Source organism: Paenibacillus sp. FSL R7-0302, assembly GCF_038006885.1.
Taxonomy (GTDB): domain Bacteria; phylum Bacillota; class Bacilli; order Paenibacillales; family Paenibacillaceae; genus Paenibacillus_AQ.
The window spans coordinates 572,435-592,698 of sequence record NZ_JBBOWB010000001.1 but is presented as its reverse complement, the minus strand read 5'-3'; the positions used below and the strand labels follow the sequence as shown (position 1 = coordinate 592,698).

21 protein-coding genes and 1 riboswitch are annotated in these 20,264 nt (G+C 55.7%); of the genes, 1 reads left to right on the top strand and 20 read right to left on the bottom strand.

The annotated features are described in order from the left end of the window. Positions 1–100: 100 nt before the first annotated feature. The 11 genes from MKY96_RS02620 to MKY96_RS02570 form a co-directional block, all read right to left on the bottom strand. Positions 101–1,144 (bottom strand): glycosyltransferase family 4 protein, encoded by a 1,044-nt coding sequence (locus MKY96_RS02620; protein WP_340938414.1) that lies wholly within the window; start codon positions 1,142–1,144, stop codon positions 101–103. Continuing rightward, a complete protein-coding gene (locus MKY96_RS02615) occupies positions 1,141–1,863 on the bottom strand; it encodes a glycosyltransferase family 2 protein (protein WP_340938413.1) in 723 nt (240 codons plus the stop codon). The genes MKY96_RS02620 and MKY96_RS02615 overlap by 4 nt, the downstream gene beginning before the upstream one ends. A gap of 25 nt (positions 1,864–1,888) precedes the next feature. Next, positions 1,889–2,464, bottom strand: a complete 576-nt coding sequence (locus MKY96_RS02610; RefSeq protein ID WP_340938411.1) for a class I SAM-dependent methyltransferase — start codon at positions 2,462–2,464, stop codon at positions 1,889–1,891. A gap of 71 nt (positions 2,465–2,535) precedes the next feature. Continuing rightward, positions 2,536–3,252 (bottom strand): glycosyltransferase, encoded by a 717-nt coding sequence (locus MKY96_RS02605; RefSeq protein WP_340938409.1) that lies wholly within the window; start codon positions 3,250–3,252, stop codon positions 2,536–2,538. Next, entirely contained in the window at positions 3,249–4,244 is a 996-nt protein-coding gene (locus MKY96_RS02600; protein WP_340938407.1) for an NAD-dependent epimerase/dehydratase family protein, read from the bottom strand. The genes MKY96_RS02605 and MKY96_RS02600 overlap by 4 nt, the downstream gene beginning before the upstream one ends. Next, positions 4,241–5,080 carry a dTDP-4-dehydrorhamnose reductase family protein gene (locus MKY96_RS02595; protein WP_340938404.1) on the bottom strand — a complete coding sequence of 280 codons (840 nt, stop codon included), beginning with the start codon at positions 5,078–5,080 and terminating at the stop codon, positions 4,241–4,243. The genes MKY96_RS02600 and MKY96_RS02595 overlap by 4 nt, the downstream gene beginning before the upstream one ends. Continuing rightward, positions 5,077–6,063, bottom strand: a complete 987-nt coding sequence (locus MKY96_RS02590) for a polysaccharide biosynthesis protein (protein WP_340938402.1) — start codon at positions 6,061–6,063, stop codon at positions 5,077–5,079. Before MKY96_RS02590 ends, MKY96_RS02595 begins: the two co-directional genes overlap by 4 nt. Beyond that, positions 6,053–7,147 carry a non-hydrolyzing UDP-N-acetylglucosamine 2-epimerase gene (gene wecB / locus MKY96_RS02585; protein WP_340938401.1) on the bottom strand — a complete coding sequence of 365 codons (1,095 nt, stop codon included), beginning with the start codon at positions 7,145–7,147 and terminating at the stop codon, positions 6,053–6,055. Before wecB ends, MKY96_RS02590 begins: the two co-directional genes overlap by 11 nt. 51 nt (positions 7,148–7,198) lie before the next feature. Continuing rightward, positions 7,199–8,692 (bottom strand): glycosyltransferase family 4 protein, encoded by a 1,494-nt coding sequence (locus MKY96_RS02580; protein ID WP_340938400.1) that lies wholly within the window; start codon positions 8,690–8,692, stop codon positions 7,199–7,201. 236 nt (positions 8,693–8,928) lie between these two features. Continuing rightward, positions 8,929–10,062, bottom strand: a complete 1,134-nt coding sequence (locus MKY96_RS02575; RefSeq protein ID WP_340938399.1) for a CgeB family protein — start codon at positions 10,060–10,062, stop codon at positions 8,929–8,931. A 32-nt stretch (positions 10,063–10,094) separates the two neighbouring features. Then, positions 10,095–11,192 (bottom strand): CgeB family protein, encoded by a 1,098-nt coding sequence (locus MKY96_RS02570; RefSeq protein ID WP_445322032.1) that lies wholly within the window; start codon positions 11,190–11,192, stop codon positions 10,095–10,097. Positions 11,193–11,508: 316 nt separating this feature from the next. Here MKY96_RS02570 and MKY96_RS02565 point away from each other — a divergent pair, with 316 nt between their 5' ends. Continuing rightward, on the top strand, positions 11,509–12,270 hold the full coding sequence (locus MKY96_RS02565; RefSeq protein WP_445671412.1) for an AAA family ATPase: 762 nt from the start codon (positions 11,509–11,511) through the stop codon (positions 12,268–12,270). A 67-nt stretch (positions 12,271–12,337) separates the two neighbouring features. Here MKY96_RS02565 and MKY96_RS02560 read toward each other — a convergent pair whose 3' ends face one another. From MKY96_RS02560 to MKY96_RS02520, 9 genes are all read right to left on the bottom strand, one after another. Then, entirely contained in the window at positions 12,338–12,511 is a 174-nt protein-coding gene (locus MKY96_RS02560) for an aspartyl-phosphate phosphatase Spo0E family protein (protein ID WP_340938395.1), read from the bottom strand. Between the two features lie 116 nt (positions 12,512–12,627). Next, positions 12,628–14,040: a glycan biosynthesis hexose transferase WsfD gene (gene wsfD, locus MKY96_RS02555; protein ID WP_340938393.1), complete on the bottom strand. Its 1,413-nt coding sequence runs from the start codon at positions 14,038–14,040 to the stop codon at positions 12,628–12,630. A gap of 9 nt (positions 14,041–14,049) precedes the next feature. Further along, entirely contained in the window at positions 14,050–15,948 is a 1,899-nt protein-coding gene (locus MKY96_RS02550) for an LTA synthase family protein (protein ID WP_340938391.1), read from the bottom strand. Between the two features lie 310 nt (positions 15,949–16,258). After that, entirely contained in the window at positions 16,259–17,596 is a 1,338-nt protein-coding gene (locus MKY96_RS02545) for a 5'-deoxyadenosine deaminase (RefSeq protein ID WP_340938389.1), read from the bottom strand. Positions 17,597–17,657: 61 nt separating this feature from the next. Then, positions 17,658–17,756, bottom strand: a riboswitch (purine riboswitch). Between the two features lie 156 nt (positions 17,757–17,912). Further along, on the bottom strand, positions 17,913–18,440 hold the full coding sequence (locus tag MKY96_RS02540; protein WP_340938387.1) for a GNAT family N-acetyltransferase: 528 nt from the start codon (positions 18,438–18,440) through the stop codon (positions 17,913–17,915). A 189-nt stretch (positions 18,441–18,629) separates the two neighbouring features. Beyond that, entirely contained in the window at positions 18,630–19,031 is a 402-nt protein-coding gene (locus MKY96_RS02535; protein ID WP_340938384.1) for a hypothetical protein, read from the bottom strand. 19 nt (positions 19,032–19,050) lie between these two features. After that, complete coding sequence (locus MKY96_RS02530) at positions 19,051–19,338, bottom strand: hypothetical protein (protein ID WP_036701531.1); 288 nt, start codon at positions 19,336–19,338, stop codon at positions 19,051–19,053. After that, positions 19,335–19,670, bottom strand: a complete 336-nt coding sequence (locus MKY96_RS02525; protein WP_036727122.1) for a hypothetical protein — start codon at positions 19,668–19,670, stop codon at positions 19,335–19,337. The genes MKY96_RS02530 and MKY96_RS02525 overlap by 4 nt, the downstream gene beginning before the upstream one ends. A gap of 35 nt (positions 19,671–19,705) precedes the next feature. After that, entirely contained in the window at positions 19,706–19,999 is a 294-nt protein-coding gene (locus tag MKY96_RS02520) for a nucleoside-diphosphate sugar epimerase (RefSeq protein WP_081751236.1), read from the bottom strand. Positions 20,000–20,264: the final 265 nt, after the last annotated feature.

Here is a 20,264-nt window from a genome sequence, read left to right as displayed (position 1 = left end):
AAGCTTCATATCCCCTGTCTTCCGGCAAAAAAACCTTCCCCCCCCAGCATCAGCCGGGGGGGGGAAGGTTTCTCTGTGTATGGCATTCTGCCCTGAGGCATTACGTGCCTTGTCTGGACACCATCTCAAACAGCTCAGCCTGGAAAATCTGCACGCTTCTCTCCCAGGTAAACTGTAAGGAATCCTGCTCTCCTCTGGCAGCCAGACGCCGGCGAAGCTCCCGGTCCTTAATGAGCGTCACGATATCCGCAGCAAGACGGTTCTCATGCCGATACGACATCAGGCAGTTCTGCCCGTGTGCGCAGTATTCGAGGTTCCCTCCTGAATATACGGTGACCAGCGCCGCACCGCAGCGCATCGCCTCCAGCCCCGGCAACGAACCGGCGTCATTGGTACTTGCGCTGACAAAAATATCTGTCTCATTATAGTGATAAGCCAGCTCATTGTCATTGCCGGGTGTCCTAAGCTGATAGCGCCCGGAGTTAAGCAAGTCCTGCAGACTCCTGGAAGCGGCATATTCCGCAGGGGGAGTCATAATATAGATCTCCACCTCAGGATGAAGCCGCTTGACCATGTCGAGCTGCTGAATCAGGTAATCCTGTTCCCGGTGACCGGAGAATCCGCCCTCGGGACGCCGCATAATGGCCGATACGATCAGCGGCCGGTTAGGGTTGTCGCGAAAATGCGTATTATGAAAATCCGGATCAACGCCGACCGGAACAATTCTGCCTTTAATGCCGTGATTGATCCGTATGACCTCCTGCTGCCAGCGCGACAGTACAAGCAGGTTGCGGGTAATGCCGTAGGAGGCGAACGACTGATTATTATCCGGCAGGAAATTCGGCTCATAGCATAAGGCCAGCCGGATATGCAGCCCTTTGCCCTGCCGGCTGGCACGCTCGGCAACCGGAACGGTTGTATAATAATTGGAGATAATGACATCCCCGTAGGGAAAATGATCTTCTGTAAGTACCGGGGCGGGCACAGGGATAATCGGACATTTCATCTCATACTCCACAATACCCAGGCTGGGCATAAGAACAACGACCTCATGGCCAATTTCAGCCAGACGGTTAGCCAGCTCGGTGATCATCCGCTGCGCGCCACCCCTGGATAAGGTCAGAACCGGAAAGGTCAGTTTCAATTCCTTCTCTCCTTTCTGAGCAGCTGTGTTAAATTGCCCCTGTGCATGAACTGCACCATTGCAATTTCCCGGTTCTGCGCTTCGTTGTGCAGGACCGAGCCCATCTCACTGTGAACACGGTAATCCAGCAGCGGCTCTTCTATATAAGACCATTCATAATGAGGCAGAATCCGCAGCCACATATCATAATCCTGTGTATACAGGAGACTCTCATTAAACCTGCCGACTTTGGAGAGAATCTCCATATCAAACAGCACCGTGCTGCCGTTCACCGGACAGCTGGACATCATGGTCTGTATGAGGGCCGGCCTGCTGCAGGCCGGCATTCGGACAATGTCCTGAATCCGTTGCCCGTGCTCATTAATATAGTAGTAAGCCGTATGATTGAAGGAGGTTCCTGAGCTGCGGAGAGCTTCTATTTGCTGTCTGATTTTATCAGGATGGAACAGATCGTCCGCGCTTAACCAGGCAAAATAAGCTCCGCTTGCTGCCTCTATTCCCTTATTGAGCGCCGAGCCGGTGCCTCCGTTGGTTTTGCGGACATATACAATCCGGCTTCTATAGGGATCAAGCTTCTCCGTATGGAGCGTTGAACCGTCATCCACCACGATCAGCTCGATATCCATGTAGCTCTGGGCCAGCACGCTTTCGACCGCCAGATGCACGTAGGGACAATTATAGAACGGAATCACCACCGAGACCTTGGTCTTCTGGTTCATGCCCCGGCCTCCTCCCTAAGTTCATTTATACTGTCTTGCAGGCGAGCAGGGCATCCAGCGGCGCATGATTCTCACCGAAGGCTTCCCGGAATGAAGGATTCTCCGCATGGTGAAAGCCCTTCAGTACGGTTACAGCGTAGCCCAGCTTCAGAAAATCCTCAGGCTCCCAGCCGCTCCAGTGTTTCTGGTAATACTCTCCATGCAGATTGAAATGGTCCTTGCCCTCCTGCGGGAAGAAGCCCCGCGGTGTAAATACGATGACACGGTTCGCAGCGATAAGCTCCGCCTTACGCAGCAGCTCCATGCCCTCACTCATCGAGAAATGCTCCAGAGAATCGATCAGAGTGACCGCAGAGAAGGTTCCCGGCAGGAACAGCTTATCGATATGGCCAGCATCGGCATGAACCGGAATGATATGGGGAGCCTTGTATTTACGGTGCAGCAGATAAGGCCTGTGGATATCCAGCCCCAGCACCACACCGGCTTCATACCGCTCCAGCAGCGTACCGGTACCGCTGCCGATATCCAGTATACTCTCGGAGAATTTCAGCTGCTCCAGCAGGACCGGCAGGAAGTCTTTCACTTCGATTTCCCCGTACATATGCTCTCCCTCCTAAGCGTTAGTTGCCTGACCTTGGGCTGTGCTGCCGTGCCGGCTGTGCGCTCCGGCATCTAGCCGCCCATGGAAGCAATCAAGGCGCTTAACGGAGCGTGATAACGGGCACTGGTTGCTGCAGCTTCGGCCATGATGACATCGTAGTGTCTGAGCGTGCCCATCCCCTCATGCCGGCGGTACGCCGTCAAGGACTGGTTCAGCATCACCGGCGCATAACCGTTCAGAATGGCCCGGTACCACAGATCATAATCATGGGTATACGGCAGCGCTTCATCGAACATCCCGATGGCTCCGAAGATCTCCCGCTTGAACATCACCGTACAGCCGTTGATGGGATTGCCGTACAGGAAGCAGCGCAGATATTCAAGCTGGTTCGGAAACACAGCCGCAGCATTCAGCTCCGTAGCCTGCGAGTTTCCGTTAATGTAGTTGAAGTTGGTATACGAGATTAGTAAACGATTCTGTTCCATGAACAGAACCTGATTATTGATCTTGTCACGATAGAACATATCATCCGAGCTAAGCCAGACTACATAATCTCCAGTGGCATGGGCAATACCGTGGTTAAGAGCCGAGGCGGTACCTCCGTTGGCTTTGCCCAGATAGTGAATGTACGGCTTATAGGGGGCGATTCGCTCAGCATGCATTGTGGAGCCGTCATCCACTACGATAATCTCATAAGGCTGCCAGGATTGGCTCATGGCGCTCTGCAGCGCCTGCTCAATATAAGGGCAATTGTAAAAAGGAATAACTACGGATACTCTGGGCTTCATAACAACCTTCCTTCCTTACCGGCCCTAGTATAGCCGATAATATCCGCCAGCGAACGGTCCAGCGCAATCTCCGGCATCCAGCCGGAAATAACAGCATAGTCCCCCGATTCTTCAGGCGGTACCTTACTATCAGCAGATTCAAATGAAGGCTTCGCCGGAACGGCAGGTGTCGGGGAAGGATTGCCCCGACTGCGCTCCTCCTGCGGGCCCCAGTCCATCGCAACCGGAGCTGCGGCATGGGCCAGCAGCTTCGCCGCAACCTTCCCCAGCTCCCGCTCTGTCCCGGAATCAATGCGGTAGATCCTTCCTGTCTCGCCTGAATCCAGAATGAAGCCATAGGCCCTGACCGCATCACGCACATCCAGAAAGTCACGCAGCGCATGGCGCGAGGAGAGCCGAAACGCCGCAGGTGCAGCCGATCCGGTTACAGCGGCTGCTTCACTGCGCACAATATGCTGTGCCAGCAGGGAACAGAAGCCGGTGGACGGACCCGGACCAATCAGGTTCGAGGGCTCCGCCATCAGCACCGGCTGTGCAAACAGCGTTCCCCAGGCCAGCGATACCAGCTCCTCCAGCGTCTTGCTAAGGCTGTAGGGGTGGGGCGGGTCTGCCGCACCCGGTCTATACTTAAGCCGGGAGCCGGCCACCAGAATACGGCTGGCCGGCTGGACACGCAGCGCCTCAAGCAAATATAGAGTAGCCATTACATTGGTTTCCATGTAGAGCAGCGGGTCCCGCCAGGACTCCGGGACCGAATTCTTGCCTGCCAGGTGCAGCACCTGATCCGGCTTCACCGCTCCAATCATTGCCGCCACAGCCCTGCGGTCCCCCAGGTCACAGACGTACTGCTGAACGCCTTCCGGAAACAACTCCGCAGCTGGCTTGCGGCGGACTACAGCAGTCACCTCCGCTCCTCCGGCGGCAAAGTAGGCCACGGCATGCCTGCCCGTAAAGCCGGAAGCTCCGGTAATAAGGAGACGCCGCCCGCTCATGTCAGCAGCTCTGAGCTGCGCATAAAGTCGGCAAGCTCGCTAAGCATCCGGGGATAGGAAGGCAGCTCAATCGTGACATCGCTTCTCGTACTGATCAGCGTCCGGTCCTGAACCGGCGTCTGCTCCGGGATGATCTCAACATCCTCTTTATGAAATGCGGTCTGCATCATCTGCAGCAGCTGATATTTGCTTACGGGCTGCGGGTGGGCCAGATGAATCAGCCCGGAGAGATCCGAGTCCAGCAGGGAATCAATGGCTTTGGCCAGCTCCAGGGTGGTGACTCCATTCCACATCACGCATTCATATCCGGTTACCCGGCCTTTCTGGGCCAGGAACCATTCCATGAGGCCGATTCCGCCGGAGCGGATCTCGGGCCCGATAATGGAGGTACGGATGGTGAGATGTCCGGGATCACGCACTTCTCCAAGACTCTTGGTGAGGGCGTAGACCGAGGTTCCATCCGCGGCATCCTCCTCCGTATATCCGCCGCGTGTTCCTTCGAACACGCAGTCGGAGCTGATATGGATGAGCCGGGCATGAATCTGGTCCGCTGCCCGCCGCAGGCGGTGGGGCAGAAATCCGTTGACATGATACGCGCCGATCCGGTCCGCTTCGGCGAATTGATTGAGTACCCCCATCGCATTAATAATGCAATGGGGGGAGACGATTTCAACCAGCTTCTCTACGCCGGCAATGTCGTCGGCGTCTACATACAACCCTCCAAGATCCTTCTTATCCCGGGTTGTATGGAAGATGTGGTGCTTGCCCTGGCGGCGAAAATACTCCGCCAGCATATGACCTGCCATACCATTTCCGCCGAGAATCAGGAGCTTCACTGGAGGAACCCTCCCCGGATCAGGATATCCTTGATTTCAGCCTGCTCCATCAGATGATTCTCCGAGCTGAAGCTGCTGAAGGACACATGGGGGTAATGACGGTAATGCTCCTTCAGCTCCGGCATATCGAGCGTGGGCAGAATAACCAGGTACTGCTCATCGTAGACAACCGTAGTCAGGCTCTCGAAATCGCTCATCAGGATCTCATGGATTTTCTCACCCGGGCGGATGCCGGTCTCGATCATACTGACATCCGTCCGGCCGGAAGCTTCGATCAGCACATCGGCCAGATCCACGATCCGGCAGGTCGGCATGGTCATGACGAAGATCTCGCCGCCGATACTGACATCGGAGGCCTTGAACAGCAGGGTAATCGCATCGCGCAGGGTGAAAAAGAACCGGGTCATGTTCATATCCGTTATCCTTACCTGTCCCTTGTCCTTGATCTGCTTCATGAACAGATGGACCACGCTGCCGTTCGTCCCCAGCACATTGCCTCCGCGCACGGTGACAAACTTGGTGCCTGAGCCGATCAGATTGGCATAGACAAACAGCTTCTCGCCGATGGCCTTGGTCATGCCGTAGAAGTTCGACGGATTAGCCGCCTTGTCGGTAGAGATATAGATCGCCTTCTCCACATTGTTGGCAATCGCAGCTTCAATGACATTCTGTGTGCCGACCACATTCGTCTTGAGCGCCTCATACGGCTGGTCCTCGCAGACAGGCACATGCTTGAGCGCGGCCAGATGAAAGACATAATCCACACCGCGGCAGGCAGCTACCAGCGCATCCTTGTCACGGATATCGCCAATGATGAAGCTGAGATGCTTATCTTCAAATTCACGGCTCATGGCTACCTGTGCAGACTCACTGCGGGAGAATACGATAATTTCTTTGGGATGCTGCGGCAGCAGCTGCCGGATCAGCTCATGCCCCCAGGAACCGGTACCGCCTGTAACCAGAATCCGTTTATTATTGAACATGCAGGTTCCCTCCAAGCAGAAATTTAACTACCTTTACCGAGACACCTTGGGCAAGATACCCTTCCGGCGCCTCCCAATCGGGCTTAAGCGACGTCATCAGCACGGTGCAGCGCAGGATGCTGTTCTGTTCTACCCCGGACACTACATTACTTCCGCAATCTACGGTCTCCGGGCGTTCTGTCGTCCTGCGTATGGTCACCGTAGGCACTCCCATCAGGCAACATTCTTCTTGAACGGTGCCGCTGTCGGTAATGGCGCACAGGGCATAACGTTCGAGATGAACAAAGTCAAAAAATCCGAAGGGTTCGTGAAACTCCACCAGCGGGTTCATACTTAGCGGGAACTCCTCCGTAAGCTTGGAGCGTGTACGGGGATGGATGCTGCAGATCAGGCGGAGTCCCAAATGCTCAGCCACCAGGTTCAGCCCGGACATAATCTGGAGCAGCGACTCCGGATCATCGACATTCTCGGCCCGGTGGGCTGTCACCAGCAGATACCGGCCGGCTTCCAGCTTCAGCCGGGACAGGATGTCACTGGCCGCGATCTGCTCGTCGTAATGCGTAATCACTTCATGGATGGGATTTCCGGTTAACACGATACGCTGGCTGGGGAACCCTTCGCTGAGCAGATGTCTCTTACTCTGCTGGGTATACGGCATATTTATGGTGGAGACGGCATCTATGACACGGCGGTTTTTCTCCTCCGGCACTTTCAGATCGTAACAGCGGTTGCCTGCTTCCATATGCACCACAGGGATGCCCATCCGCTCGGCCAGAATGGCACACAGCGCACTATTGGTATCACCCAGCAGCAGTACGCGGTCCGGCTTCTCCTGAAGCAGGATGCTCTCCAGGCTGCCGAACATGGCGGCCAGCTGGCCCCCGAGCCCGGCCTGCTTATCCTGCAGCACGTAGTCCGGTGCGCGGAGTCCAAGCTCCGCGAAGAATACCCCGCTGAGGCTGGCCGTGAAATTCTGTCCGGTATGCACCAGCACATGCCGCTCCGCATGCCGGTCCAGCAGCGGAATGATGACACTAAGGCGGATGATCTCGGGCCGGGTGCCCAAAATCGTCATGATCTTCATGGGTTCACTCCCCTTTGATTATGGCCTGCCCTCAGGAACCGGGCAGGCTGCTCAGGATGCCTTACGCCGCCGCTTGCTCCGGCGGCTTCCGGCCTGGCCCGCGCGGCGCTTCTTGCCGCCGCTGGCCCGACGGCGCGCGGAGCCTGCCGCGCGCTTCTTACGGCGCGGGCGCGTTCCCGCCGCGCCGCTCCGGGACTTGGCGCGGCGCAGCCTGCCGCGCCGCAGCTTCGCGGCCCGCAGCCGTGCGGCGCGGCGCCCGGTCTTGCCCCGCGTCGGCTGTGCCGCGGGGGCGCTCTTCCCGCCCGCCGGCGCAGCTGCGGGCGGGGCTTCCGGGCCGCCGATGAGCTGCGGCGGCTGGAGGCAGTAGCGGAGATGCCACCTCTCCGCTAAGCCTTGCAGCCGGGCGCGGTAAGCCGCCGGGCCGTAGACGGCCTCGATGCGCTCCCGCGCCTGCCGGCCAATGCCGGCCGCCATCGCCTGGTCGGCCAGCAGCGCGTTCACCCGCCCGGCCAGCGCATCCATGTCTCCCGCAGGCACGAGCAGCTCGCCGCAGCCTGCGGCGTCCAGAATCTCCCGCAGGCCGCCGGAATCATAAGCGACAACCGGCTTGCTGAAGGCATAGCCCTCCAGGGCCGTCATGCCGAAGCCTTCCCGGATCAGGCTGGGGACAACAAGCAGATCCATCGCGCAGTAAGCGGCCGGCAGACATTCTTCGTACCCGACAAACCGGAAGCGTGAGGTCAGACCCTCCAGCTTCACCTTGCGGACACAGCGCTCATAGTAGCTTTTATCCCCGGGAGTCCCCACTACAAGGTAGCGGGTAGCCGGATGCTGCTCATGCACCAGAACCGCCATCTTGACGAAATGCTCCAGCCCCTTCTCTTTATTAATGAAGGAAGAGACATAGCCGATCAGCGGGTCCCCCGGGGCGATCTTCAGCTCACTCCGCCGTTCCCCGCGCAGCTTGCTCCAGGCCTCGAACATCAAATCCGCGTCGCTCCATGACGGAGGAAGCTGGGTCACCTTGCTATCGCGGATCTCCTCGGGGAAGCACGCTGCCGCTGTCTGTGAAATCGCCAGAATCTCATCGCTGTTGTTGTGGATCAGCTCTACGCTGACCGGGGTGAACTCGTTGTCTGTAATGGTCTCCGAAATCTTCCAGATCACGGGTATGCCCATTGACTTCGCCGCGATTGGCGGCAGGGCATGCACACAGGTGCTGGTGATCACGAAGGACGGACGAAGCTCCGCAAGCCAGTGAGTCAGCTCATGATATTCCCGGCCCTCCTGCAGCTTGCGGATATCTGCCGGAAGACCGGCATAGGGAGTGTACACTCCATAGACCAGCGGAATAGACATCAGCCGGACTTGAAGGCCGTAGCTCCGGGCCAGCTGTGTCAGCTTCCCGTCCTGCGGGGCTACGAGGATACAATTGAAGTAAGGAGACAGCTCCCGGCTGAAGAATAACAGCAGCTTCTCCGCACCCGTAATACTGCGCGTGTTGGAGACATGGGAAAAGAGGACGATCGTCGCTTTGTCGGCCATGGTGTCTCGGCGCTCCCCTGCGAAGGGCTGTGGAGCAGCCATTCACCTCCTAATTTTGAATGCACACAATCTACTATCACTCAGCAGTGCTCCTACTTGGGACGGGTATATTAGCTGACAGGCTAACATCTCTGCCCGGTACTCCAGTATATTGAGGGGGCACAGCTGCCGGCACGACACCTGTCCCCTGTGATACGCACATTTGCTGACAGCCTGTTCTACGATTGCCCTGCTGGCTACCCGTAAATAATATTGAGCAGCTGACTAAGACGTCTGGTATACGTATGATCCCTGAGCGTCCGCTCGAAGGCGCGGAGGGACATCTCCCGGCGCTCTTCCTCATGCGTCAGATAGTACTGGATTTTGTCCATCAGCTCGCGAGAGCTGGAGAAGGTGTCGATCTCTTCGCCCACCTTGTAGAAGGAGCCGAGATCGTCACGGGCATCGCTGAGCTGCAGCGTGCCGCTGGCAGCAATCTCGAACGTACGCGGATTCGGCGATACGGCTGGAATATACAGTGCGTTGTTGTTGACTGCATCGTCAATGTGCGAGCGGTGAAGGTTAATCACAATCTTCGAACCGCTGTAGGCTACAGCCGTCTCCTGGGGGGACATCCATTTGCCGATCTCAATCCGGTCGCCATAGAGCGGCGCTTCCGGCAACCGGTCCCACCAGATTCCGTTAATGACCGTGTTATAGCTCATCAGCTCCGGCATAATATCGCGGAAGAAATTAATCCGGTTCCAGTAGGCAGACCCGATGAAGCTGACATCCCGGCTGACCGGCGAACGTCCGGTAGTCGGACGGTAATGCTCACGGTGTGCGGCAAAGGGCAGATAGTGGACCTCCGTGCAGCCAAGGCCGCGGTAGATCTCTACGCAATTACGCTCCAGTGTGAATACATAGTCATAGTGAGCCACAATCTTCATTGTGAAATCGGTGTAATACGGATCATCGGTCAGCCAGATCGCGGTCTTAATTCCCTGGCCCCGCAGAATAGCCACCTGCTCCAGCGGTAAATCCAGACCATCCAGTACCAGCACGAGGTCGGGACGCTGGGCAGAAGCCAGCTCCACCAGATTCTGCCGCACATCAGTAATCGTGACCTGAACCGTTAACCGCTGCAGCGCGAAGAGCACGGCATCATCCAGCGGTGAATACGGATAGCCCTTGCCTGAAGCCACGTACATCACATGGATATTCCTTACCGGCTGCGGCTCCTCCGGGCGTCCGTCCAGAACGGCCAGACGTCCCCGCAGATATCCTTCGTCATAGCCTCCCTTGAAGCCGGTCAGACGTCCCCGCAGCTTCTCTTCCTCCGCAGGGGTTCTCGGCAACGGCGGGGCAGGCATAATAAATTCGTTGTTCATGAGTATTCGCTCCTTTTGATCCATAATGAAATTCACCCTCTTGAAGTAAGAACACCCAGTAAATGAGGCAGACGCGAAGTAAAGGTATGCCGGCGCAGCGTGGTCTGCAGTCCCCGCAGCGCATACTGCCGGCGCTCCTTGTCGTGCTTCAGGTAATAATCAATTTTGCGCTTCAGCTCATCGGCAGAAGCGAAGGTCTCCAGATCCCGGCCCGGCTTGTAGTGAATATCCAGATCCTGCCGGATATCGGTCAGCTGCATCGTCCCGCAGGCGCTGACCTCATAGGTCCGGGGATTAATGGAGAGGGACGGAAGCTGGAACGTATTCCGGTTATCCATCCCTCCCTCCCAGGGCCGGTGGATATTAATGACCAGCTTCGCGCCGCTGTAATAATTGGCTGTCTCCTCCGGCGGGATGAAGCCCTCGCGGATGTACGGGGACAGCTCCTCGAAGTGGGCCAGCCGCTCCCAGAACCCGCCGGCGATCAGCACCTTCTTTCCACGCAGGAAGGGGACCAGTTCATCGAACAGCTCCGTACGGTTGCGGAAGGCGTTGCCGATGAACACGACATCATAGTGATATTGCGGTCCGGTGTGGCGCGGGTAGAACATCTGGGGGTTGACGCACAGCGGAAGGTAATGCACAGATGCCGTCCCCAGCGAACGGTAGAATTCCACACAGCCCAGTTCATGCGTGAACACATAATCGTAATGCCGGCAGATGACGGATGTGTCCTCGGTGAAATAAGGATCATCCACAAACCAGATCGCCGCCGGGATACCCAGCTGTCTTATTGCCGTAATTTGTTCCAGATGATTCTCCGGAAATACATGCAGCCCGTTCATCACCAGCACCGCCTCAGGCAATTCGCGCGATGCCACCTCCAGCATAGTTTCCGGAGGACAGATGATCAGCTCGCTTACCAGCAGCCGCAGCGCTTCTGCGACTCCCGCATCGATGGCCTGAAACCCTTGGGGAACATACATCAGTTTTAACGGCTGGCGTTCTCCCACTTCAGGAGTATTCAGGCGCTTCACGGCTTCGCACAGGCCGAGATGGTACCCTTGCAGATAGCCATCCCGGTAATCCCGTGGAAGCCCGCCTCTCTTTTTTGTTTTCACGGCCTTCACCCTGCCCCGTTATATTCTCAAGACAGTAGTACTATATGCGGAGTCAGCATCCGCCTCATGGACATCTGTCTGTATCACGCCGAAATTGGCATATGCCCCCCGGTCTTTCGCCCGCTTGGCCCGAACCTCTGCAGAATTCATCCACTCTTGTCCATGCAGAGCACGGCCTGCACACCGAAGCCTATTCTAGTACTTTGCGGGGACCCCATAACAGCCCCACAAAGTGAGGCCACACTCTGAAGCTTACTCAAGTACTTTGCGGGGGCCCCAAGAATCATCTACAATTAGGGAAAACCTACTGAGGAGGCACTAAGATATGAGTTCAATCTATGGTCCTATGCTGTATCTGCGCCATGTCGAGCTGCTGCGCGAGGCGGTCCCTTCCTTCGGAAGCTATCCGTTTCATCTGCCGGTGGTAAGAACCTTGGAACGGCTTGCTTTTCAGAAGCAGGTCACTTTTCTTGTAGGGGAGAACGGTAGCGGGAAGTCTACCTTGCTGGAGGGCCTTGCTGCTGCCTGGGGATTCAATCCGGAAGGAGGGACGCTGAATTTCTCATTCAATACCCATGCCTCGCATTCAAGCCTGTATGAATACCTGCGGATTGCCAGAGGCGTACGGCGGCCGAAGGACGGCTTTTTCCTGCGTGCGGAGAGTTATTACAATGTGGCTTCTTATATCGATGAGCTGGATGAGGAGCCGGGGGCGGGGAACCGGATTAAGGACTCTTATGGAGGGAGCTCGCTGCATGAGCAGTCGCATGGAGAATCCTTCTTCTCCACGTTCGTTCACCGCTTCAGCGGACAGGGCCTTTATATCCTGGATGAGCCCGAGGCGGCCTTGTCTCCTGTACGGCAAATGTCTCTGCTGGCGCGGATGCATGAGCTGGCTGAGCAGAATTCCCAGTTCATCATCGCCACCCACTCCCCAATTCTGATGTCCTATCCGGGTGCGGAGATTCTCCTGCTGGAGGGAGAGAGCATTACGCCTGTTGCGCTGGAAGACACGGAGCATTATACGGTCACCCGCGCCTTCATGACCGACCGGCAGAAGATGCTCCGCGAGCTGCTGGGAGATTAAAAAAGACACCTCAAGGCGTTGAACGCCCGAGATGTCTCTTGAATTGGCATAGCTGCTCTGTATTTCTCTAATAAAGCTGATCATCCTTCTCCGTATTACAATCACTGTATTCGTTCAGAAGCGCATCCAGCTTCACCGATTGGCGGAGTACCCGGACATCCTGCATCCCGTACTCCAAGGCCAGTTTGTTCAGTTCCTGTCTTGCCTGTTCGATCTTATTCTTGTATTCGTCATTCCCCATAGCGGCCCCCTTATAGGATGAGGCTGTATCAAGCCATTTCCACTCTTTTACTAAAGTTCCAAACACATTGTATTCTATAATCCGCTAGGGGTCAATTAAGGGTTTGACATGATAAGTTATTTCAGCAGCTTCGTCAGCTTATGCAGCGTCCAGCCCAGCATCGCTACCGCCATCATATCGAAGCAGACATTGAACAGGAACAGATGCTTGCCGATATCCGCGCGCCCGTCACCGAGGATCGGAACCAGGAACGAGAACAGCCCGATCAGTCCCAGCAGCATCATCAATTCTCCGGCAATCCGCCCTGCCGCCTCCCGCGTACGGAAGTATTGATAGAGCAGTCCGGCGTAATACACCAGGTAGAAAATCGCCAGGAATCCGAGGGAATGGGGCAGATGCTTGTTCTTGAGCTCGCTCCACCCGCTGTACATTCCCGCTACCGCGCCTGCAGGCTTGCCTTCGCTTTTCTCATAGCTTCCGAGATAGTAGGGACGGATGGACATGCTGTTAGCAGCCGCATACTTCATATTCTCTATTAACCGGCCGGGATGCTTCATATAAAAGAATAGCACATCCTTATGCGATACACGGTCATAGAAATCCGGGCCCAGCGATGGATCATCCTGCTTGATTGCCGTATCCCCCTGGAAATAATTCGTCCCCGCCAGTACCTCGAGGCGCTCCGGCAGCCCCAGGTCGCGCAGATCCCCGCGCACATCCGGTGACTCATTCAGAATGCCGAAGAACACCGTCTGGTACAGGTTGATATGCTTAAGCTCCTTCGGCGCAGTCACATACAGGACCACTGATACCAGCGCCGTGGCCATCCCTAAGCTAAGCGCCAGCTTGCGCCAGCTGCCTGTTCCATTCAGCGTACGCAGACGCAGGAAGATCAGCGCGAAGGCGAGGCCGACGGGGGCATTCTGGATTTTGGAGCAGACCAGAAATAGCACGGCAATGAAAAATAATACCAGCCCTTTCGAGGACGGCTGCTCCTGCCCGGTAAGCCTCAGACCCAGGGCGAATGTGAGCAGCATGAAGACCATCGATACGGGTTCGCCGAACAGGGAGTTGAAATAAGCCAGATAGCCGATATCGTAGAATACAAACAACATTCCCGCACCCAGCAGCAGACCTGTGGCATAGGAGCTCTTCGCACCCAGCTTGACGATCATCCACGTGGCAGCCAGCAGCAGCACTGCATATACAATTGCCAGAAGACGGATATCGAAGTAGCTGCCGTGAAATAAACCCGCAAGCAGCCTTGGCACCAGCACCAGCAAAATTTGCGAGGACGGATAGAAGCCCTTGAACAGATCATCATAAGCAAACTTAGAATGACTGTAGCTGAAGAAGCGGTCGGCATAGTCCTCCCCGGCATCAAAATAATTCAGTCCGACCGTATTCATCATCCGCAGGAAATCGCCGTTATCGGCAACGCCTGTGAAGGGCCGCACGAACAGCAGATAGAGGATCAGCACAGCGCCGGCCAGCGAGATGAGGTACTCGGGTTTCCATAGTCTTTTCATAACATTCTCCTAACGCTGCGGAAGCAGCTTCACATATTCATCAGATAAGCCCATCAGCTTCAGGATATAGTCGTAATCGCTCTGATAGGCACTGAAATCCTTCACCGGCTCATGCGTATCCAGCGAGACCGCCTCACCGTCCGAGAAGCTCTTACCGGGCACAAACAACACTTCATCATTAAAAAACGAGCCTGTCGGCAAATAATAGCGCATGCCCACCACGTTGCGGTCCACATTCAGCAAATCATGCCCGAACGCCGTGAACTCTTCGTCCTTCAGCGATACCCCGAGCAGATTGGCTACCGTCGGCAGCACATCCAGCTGTCCGCCGGTCCGCTCCACAACCTGTCCCTGCTTCATACCGGGCACGTGGATCACGAGCGGAATGTTGAACCGGCTGATCCGGTCATCATACTTGATGCCCAGCGCGTCCTCCACCTGCTCCGCCGGGACGTCCTTCGGCTGCAGGCCGAAATGGTCACCGTACAGCACCAGCACAGTATCCTCCCACATCCCCTGCTGCTTCAATCCGTCAATCAGCGTGCCTATCGCATAATCCGTATAGTTCACCGCGCTCAGATAATCGCCCAGCATCGTGCCCTGAAGCTTGTCCGGTACCTGAAGACGACGGAAGCTGTCCGGCACCTTGAACGGATGATGGCTGGAGGCTGTCACCAGCTGGGCGTAGAAAGGCGTTCCCTTCTGATGCAGCACCGACAGCTTCTCCACGGCAGTAGCATAGAGCTGCTCATCGGAAGCCCCGAACGAATTGAAATGGTCATTCTTGAAGGAGCCTTTGTCATAGTAGCCGTTGAAGCCAAGCGCCGGATATAGCTCATTCCGGTTCCAGAAGCCCACCTTATTCACATGGAACGTGTACGCCTCATACCCCTTATCCCGCAAAAGCCGCGGCAGTCCCGGCAGCTCCCGGTCCCCGAAGCCTGTGGACATGGCCAGCGAAGCAATCGGATAGATCGAGGTGTTGCTCATGAATTCCGCATCCGAGGTATTGCCCGGACCTACCTGCTGGTACACATGCGGGAAGTAGAAGCCCTCTGCGGCCAGTCCATTCAGCACCGGAGTCAGCTCCTGACCCTCCAGTGACTGGTGCAGCGGGAAATTCTGGAACGCCTCCAGTTGGATGATGATGACGTTTTTCCCTTTTTGCGATCCGAAATGCTCTGGCAGTCCGCTTGTCACAGCCTTGTATGGATAGGTAGCCTCCAGTGCCTGCACCTTGGCTATCGTCTCCTGAATATCACCGGTCCCGATGAGGCCGTTATCCTCCCGGGCCTTGATCGCTGCCACCACCTCATAATTCAGGAATCCGGCCGTCTCCGCCTGGACCAGCTCATTGGTAATTCCCCGGGCCGAATGAATCGAATACGCCGACAGCGAGCCGCCTCCAATGATTGCCACCAGCAGCACCACCAGATAGATGCTCCGGGTTCTGCGAGCAGGCTGGCTGACTCGCTGCCACCGTGCAGGCCCCCTCTTCCATCTGCGGAACAGCGAATAGACCATCACTATGATTAGATCGGCAAAAAACAGATAATCAACCCACTCAATCGTAGATTCCACACTCTCTTTGACCTGAAACACCTGGTTCAGCTCATAGAGCGCCAGATAGGTAGGCACCGAGCCGAAGTGATTGAAGTACACACTGGCCGCGAAGAGCAGCAGCGACAATAGCCCATTGAAGCTCCAGAAGACCCCTTTTCTCATCCGCCGGGGCGTAATTATAGCCAGCAGACCGAGCAGCAGGAGTACCGGCGCCAGATCCGCAGCGATCCACTCCCAGGCAATCCGGTCAAAGAACAGCCCTCTCAGCAGCAGCAGCTTCAGCCACAGCAGTCCCGCCACGATATAGAAATGAGCCTGCGCAGACGCAGGTTTGCCCTCTCTCATTGCAATCCCCTCTTACTCTCTTCATTAATAGTGGTGTAAAAACAATTCCTTATTTCTGTAAAAAGCTCACGTTGCTCTAGTATAGCAATACTTGTAGAGGGAATCAAAAGAGGGCCACCCTATTAAACAACTGAGCGGGAGAAAAGGTTCATTAAGGTCATTATCCTTACCGGGACAAAAAAAGCAGAGGCGCAAAGTCCCCTGCAAGTCTACAGTTTGAATCTAAGATGCTTCTGGGCCAGGCCGCAATCATGCCTCCGGTTACTATAGTCAGTTTGACTGGAACAACTGGCGTTGGAGCCCCTACCGCTCAGGATAGCCGCGCGCTGCCCAGCAGTCTTTTAATGGAAAGGTTCGCTTCATGAAGCACGACTTCCTTGTCGATGGTCTTCAGCAGCCCTGTGTGCATGAGAATCTCACCGTCAACCATCGTTGTCTCCACATCGGCACGGGTGGCCGAGTAGACAATCCGTGAGATCGGGTCCACATCATAGGAGGGGAAGGTATGGAAATTATAGAGATTAAGGATAGCCAGATCTGCCTTCTTGCCGACCTCGATGCTGCCAATCTGATCCTCCATCCCCACCGCCTTCGCGCCTCCGATGGTCGCCATCCGAAAGACGCTCCGGGCATCCATCGTAACCGGGCCATGCGCAGGCTTCTGGATGACTGCTGCCAGACGCATCTCGTTGAACATATCCAGGTTATTGTTGCAGGGCGCGCCGTCTGCACCCAGGCTGAGGTGAATATGGTCATGTAACATACCAGGCGTATCGGCAATGCCGGAGGCCAGCTTGAGGTTCGAGCCCGGGCAGTGGCTGACATGAACACCGCGGTCCCGCAGAATCCGCTTCTCCTGCTCATCCAGCCAGACACAGTGAGCCAGAATCAGACGTTCGTTAGCCAGCCCCAGGTGATCCAGATAGACGACATTGCGCATACCGGTCATCGCCTGCACAAGCTCGATCTCGCCCAGATTCTCAGAAGCATGGGTATGCACCTTCACCCCGTAACGGGCCGAGAGGCTCTGCACCTCCCGCAGCAGCGGCTCCGTACAAGAAATGACAAACCGCGGAGAAAAAGCATACTGAATCCGGCCATTCGCATATCCGTTCCATTTCTCCAGCAGATCCACACTCTCCTGCAGCGAAGCCGCCGTCTCCTCCTGCAGAGCCGCCGGTGCCTCAGGGTTCTTCCGGTCCATCATGACCTTCCCTGACAAGGCGCGGATACCGCTCTTCGCAATCGCCTGGAAGGCATAATCCGTATGATGTACCGTCTCCATATCCACGATGGTCGTTGTGCCGCTGGTGATTAATTCCCCAATGCCGAGCATGGCAGAATAGTACAGTGACTCCTCGTCATGCGCCGCCTCCAGCGGCCAGATCCGCTTGCGCAGCCAGTCCATCAGCTCCAGATCATCCCCTTTGCCGCGGAACAGCGTCTGGCACAGATGAATATGCGTCTGGATGAAGCCGGGAATAACCGTCCGGTTCTTAGCGTCTATGACAAGTTCATCCCCAATCCCTTCAAGACCGGTGCCGATTTCCACAATCAGATCGCCCTTGATACGGATATCGCCATATATAATGTCCTCCTGCTTGTTCATCGTAATAATCTCCGCATGCTTGATCAGGATATTCGCCATTGTCTTTTCCCCCTAGTCTTGTTGATGTCCGGCTGCCTGTAACACAAAAAGGCCACAAAAATATGCCTCAGCATATTTTCGTAGCCAGAAATTTACGGTTCCCGGTAGAGACCCTTAAACCAATTATTAAGGATATACGAAAAGGACTATTCCATTGCTTATGAATAATCCCATCATAGTCCAAAGACAACTTACCTGTCAATAAGAGTTATTAAAGTTAACACAAACATTCAATAAAGTGAGTTCAGGGCATGAGTAAACATTTAAATCACAGAAATTCAGCCTTCAATGTAATGTTAACTCACTTAAGCAGAAATCATCTCTCCATATTATCTGGCAGCACCTTCTCAAACACCGGAAAAGCAGCGGTACGGCCGGGAAAACAAATCTCGCCTCTCTGCGAATATCCGAGCGAAGGATACAGCTTAAGCACCCTGTCATTCTTCGCATATGTATCAAGCCGGATGCTTCTATAGCCGCTGCTGCGGGCGAATTCCTCAGCAAAGGCGATCAGCCGCCGGGCAATCCCTCTCCCCTGAATCTCGGGATGTACCGCAAGCCGGTGCATGATCAGATGCGGCCCCTGCTGCTGTTCCCATTCAATGCCTGCATACTGCTCCGCCTGGTTCTCATCCAGCACAAGAATCCCGGCAATCGCCTCATGCTCCAGGCAGACAAATAAGGTTCCCTTACCGATATCTTCACTAATGACTTGTCGGTTAGGGTACCCTTCATCCCATTGATCGCTTCCGCCTGCCTGCATAACTTGTACACATTTGGCAATCAGATTCATGATCTCCTGGATTTCCTCACTCCGCGCTCTTCGTATCTCATTCCCTATCATGTGTGTTCCCCGCTTTCCTGCCTGAATAGTGACACCGGTAAAGATTCTGTTAAGAAGTCTACCATATCCGGCCGGAAATTCCGAGAGCCCGTCTTATCCCAAAGTTCCCCATGTGCTATAGGGGCGGCGCAATATGCGCCAGCCCCTATATAACCGCAGCCCTGGTCCGCTGCTGTTCCTGCGGCTCTGTCAGCCAAGCTCCAGCTTATGCCCGTCCTCGAAGCCCTTGGCGAAACCGGCGTCGAACCCCACGTTGTATGCTTCGGTGTAGCCCTGCTGATAGGCGTCTCCCGGCGGCAGTTCCGGCGGGACGCCCAGATCCGGGGGGAGCGGAATCACCTGCGGCACCAATGGTGTTTCGATTGCCGGTATGACCTGCACAGCGCGCACCCTGCGCAACCGGCGGCGGAGCCTTCTTTTTTTGCGCAGCAGCAGGGATTTCTTCCCCAGCTTACCGGGCAGACCCTTGCGCGATTTGCGTCCGGGACCTTTGCGTATCCGTGTCTTCCGCGACAGCAGCGGTCTGCGTCTCTTGCCCTTGCCCTTGCCCTTGCCCGTGGAACCAAGCTTGCCCAGTCTCTTTCTCTTCATCATCTACGCCTCCTGTACTTCATCTACTTCTGGCGGTCCCCTCTGAGCAGACCTTGCTCAGCCAGGGGGCTGCAGGCACTCCTTCTTTGGGCTCATGCAGCGAAATACCGGATATCATCCGGCACATCGAACTCTGGTATCCGCTAAGAATCCTGATATTGTCGCTCAGCTTGCGGGCTGTCAGCTCCGATTGCCCCGTCACTTCAGCAATACTCTCGAGGATGGCTGCAAGCGCTGCCTGGCTGCGGGCGATCGAGCGGATCATCTCCAGCTTGACGGCATGTTCGGAGAGCAGCCCGCCGCTCATTTGCTGTCGTCCCCGAAGCTGAAGCCCTCGCCATCCCCGCCGAAATCGCCGCCCTCGTCTTCCCCGCTGCCCAGCACCGCCTTCAGGTTGCTGTACAGCCCGTTCTCCAGCTTCGTCAGTCCCTCTACCATTTCCACGATTACCTCGTGAATAGAGATGGATTCCTTCAACTGGTCTTCGTGGGAGTCGAACGCTCTAGCGTGGATGTGATGATGGGTCCACTGCTTCACTTTTTCCGCTTCCACCGCTTTGGCCTCGAGAATCATCGCGATGTTCCACTGGATGGCAGCGGTCGACTCCAGCATTTGCAGATATGCCTTTTCTCTGCTCATCCTCCGCCTCCTTGCTCAAGTTACACGACGTTTTTCTACTCTTCTTCCTGACCGTTTAATTCCTTGATTACCCTGCCTACTCCCTCAGCCATCGCCTCTTCGAGATCAGCAAGTGCATTGAGATAAGCAATGATATTTTTGTTGACTTGGCCTGAGCTTTCCACCAGCCCACTGAATCCGCCGAAATCAGGGTCCGCATCCGGCAGATCGTGAACTATTTGCGACATACGGACGGCTACGTGGCGTTCGGCGTCGAGAATCCGTGCCATTTGTTCGTGCGTATGGGCCATGTGCTGCAGGACTTTTGTAATTTTACTCTGCACCTTCATGTCTCCTTTGCTCAAACGCCCTGCTACAGCATATGCGGCATCCGCCTTGACGGTGCCGGAGAAGCGCCGCAAGTTGGGCTGGGACATGCCGCAAGATGACCATTAATTTCAATGTTCGAATCCCCGTGTCCGCTTCCGCTTCAAGGTACGGAGAAGGCTGCAAACTGGAGCATATTATTGACAAGGAACAGGACGGCAGACTATGCTTGGCTGAAAATACTTCCTAATGGTGTATGTCCGCATCTATGTACCCGGATTAGAACTG

Coding starts and splice junctions, on each gene's coding strand:
- MKY96_RS02535 (WP_340938384.1), bottom strand. CDS start 19,031: ATGAAGAGAAAGAGACTGGGCAAGCTTGGTTCCACGGGCAAGGGCAAG.
- MKY96_RS02590 (WP_340938402.1), bottom strand. CDS start 6,063: ATGTTCAATAATAAACGGATTCTGGTTACAGGCGGTACCGGTTCCTGG.
- MKY96_RS02540 (WP_340938387.1), bottom strand. CDS start 18,440: ATGATAGGGAATGAGATACGAAGAGCGCGGAGTGAGGAAATCCAGGAG.
- MKY96_RS02520 (WP_081751236.1), bottom strand. CDS start 19,999: ATGAAGGTGCAGAGTAAAATTACAAAAGTCCTGCAGCACATGGCCCAT.
- MKY96_RS02545 (WP_340938389.1), bottom strand. CDS start 17,596: ATGGCGAATATCCTGATCAAGCATGCGGAGATTATTACGATGAACAAG.
- MKY96_RS02610 (WP_340938411.1), bottom strand. CDS start 2,464: ATGTACGGGGAAATCGAAGTGAAAGACTTCCTGCCGGTCCTGCTGGAG.
- MKY96_RS02525 (WP_036727122.1), bottom strand. CDS start 19,670: ATGAGCAGAGAAAAGGCATATCTGCAAATGCTGGAGTCGACCGCTGCC.
- wsfD (WP_340938393.1), bottom strand. CDS start 14,040: ATGAAAAGACTATGGAAACCCGAGTACCTCATCTCGCTGGCCGGCGCT.
- MKY96_RS02565 (WP_445671412.1), top strand. CDS start 11,509: ATGAGTTCAATCTATGGTCCTATGCTGTATCTGCGCCATGTCGAGCTG.
- MKY96_RS02600 (WP_340938407.1), bottom strand. CDS start 4,244: ATGAGCGGGCGGCGTCTCCTTATTACCGGAGCTTCCGGCTTTACGGGC.
- MKY96_RS02605 (WP_340938409.1), bottom strand. CDS start 3,252: ATGAAGCCCAGAGTATCCGTAGTTATTCCTTTTTACAATTGCCCTTAT.
- MKY96_RS02580 (WP_340938400.1), bottom strand. CDS start 8,692: ATGGCCGACAAAGCGACGATCGTCCTCTTTTCCCATGTCTCCAACACG.
- MKY96_RS02575 (WP_340938399.1), bottom strand. CDS start 10,062: ATGAACAACGAATTTATTATGCCTGCCCCGCCGTTGCCGAGAACCCCT.
- MKY96_RS02530 (WP_036701531.1), bottom strand. CDS start 19,338: ATGAGCGGCGGGCTGCTCTCCGAACATGCCGTCAAGCTGGAGATGATC.
- MKY96_RS02615 (WP_340938413.1), bottom strand. CDS start 1,863: ATGAACCAGAAGACCAAGGTCTCGGTGGTGATTCCGTTCTATAATTGT.
- wecB (WP_340938401.1), bottom strand. CDS start 7,147: ATGAAGATCATGACGATTTTGGGCACCCGGCCCGAGATCATCCGCCTT.
- MKY96_RS02550 (WP_340938391.1), bottom strand. CDS start 15,948: ATGAGAGAGGGCAAACCTGCGTCTGCGCAGGCTCATTTCTATATCGTG.
- MKY96_RS02560 (WP_340938395.1), bottom strand. CDS start 12,511: ATGGGGAATGACGAATACAAGAATAAGATCGAACAGGCAAGACAGGAA.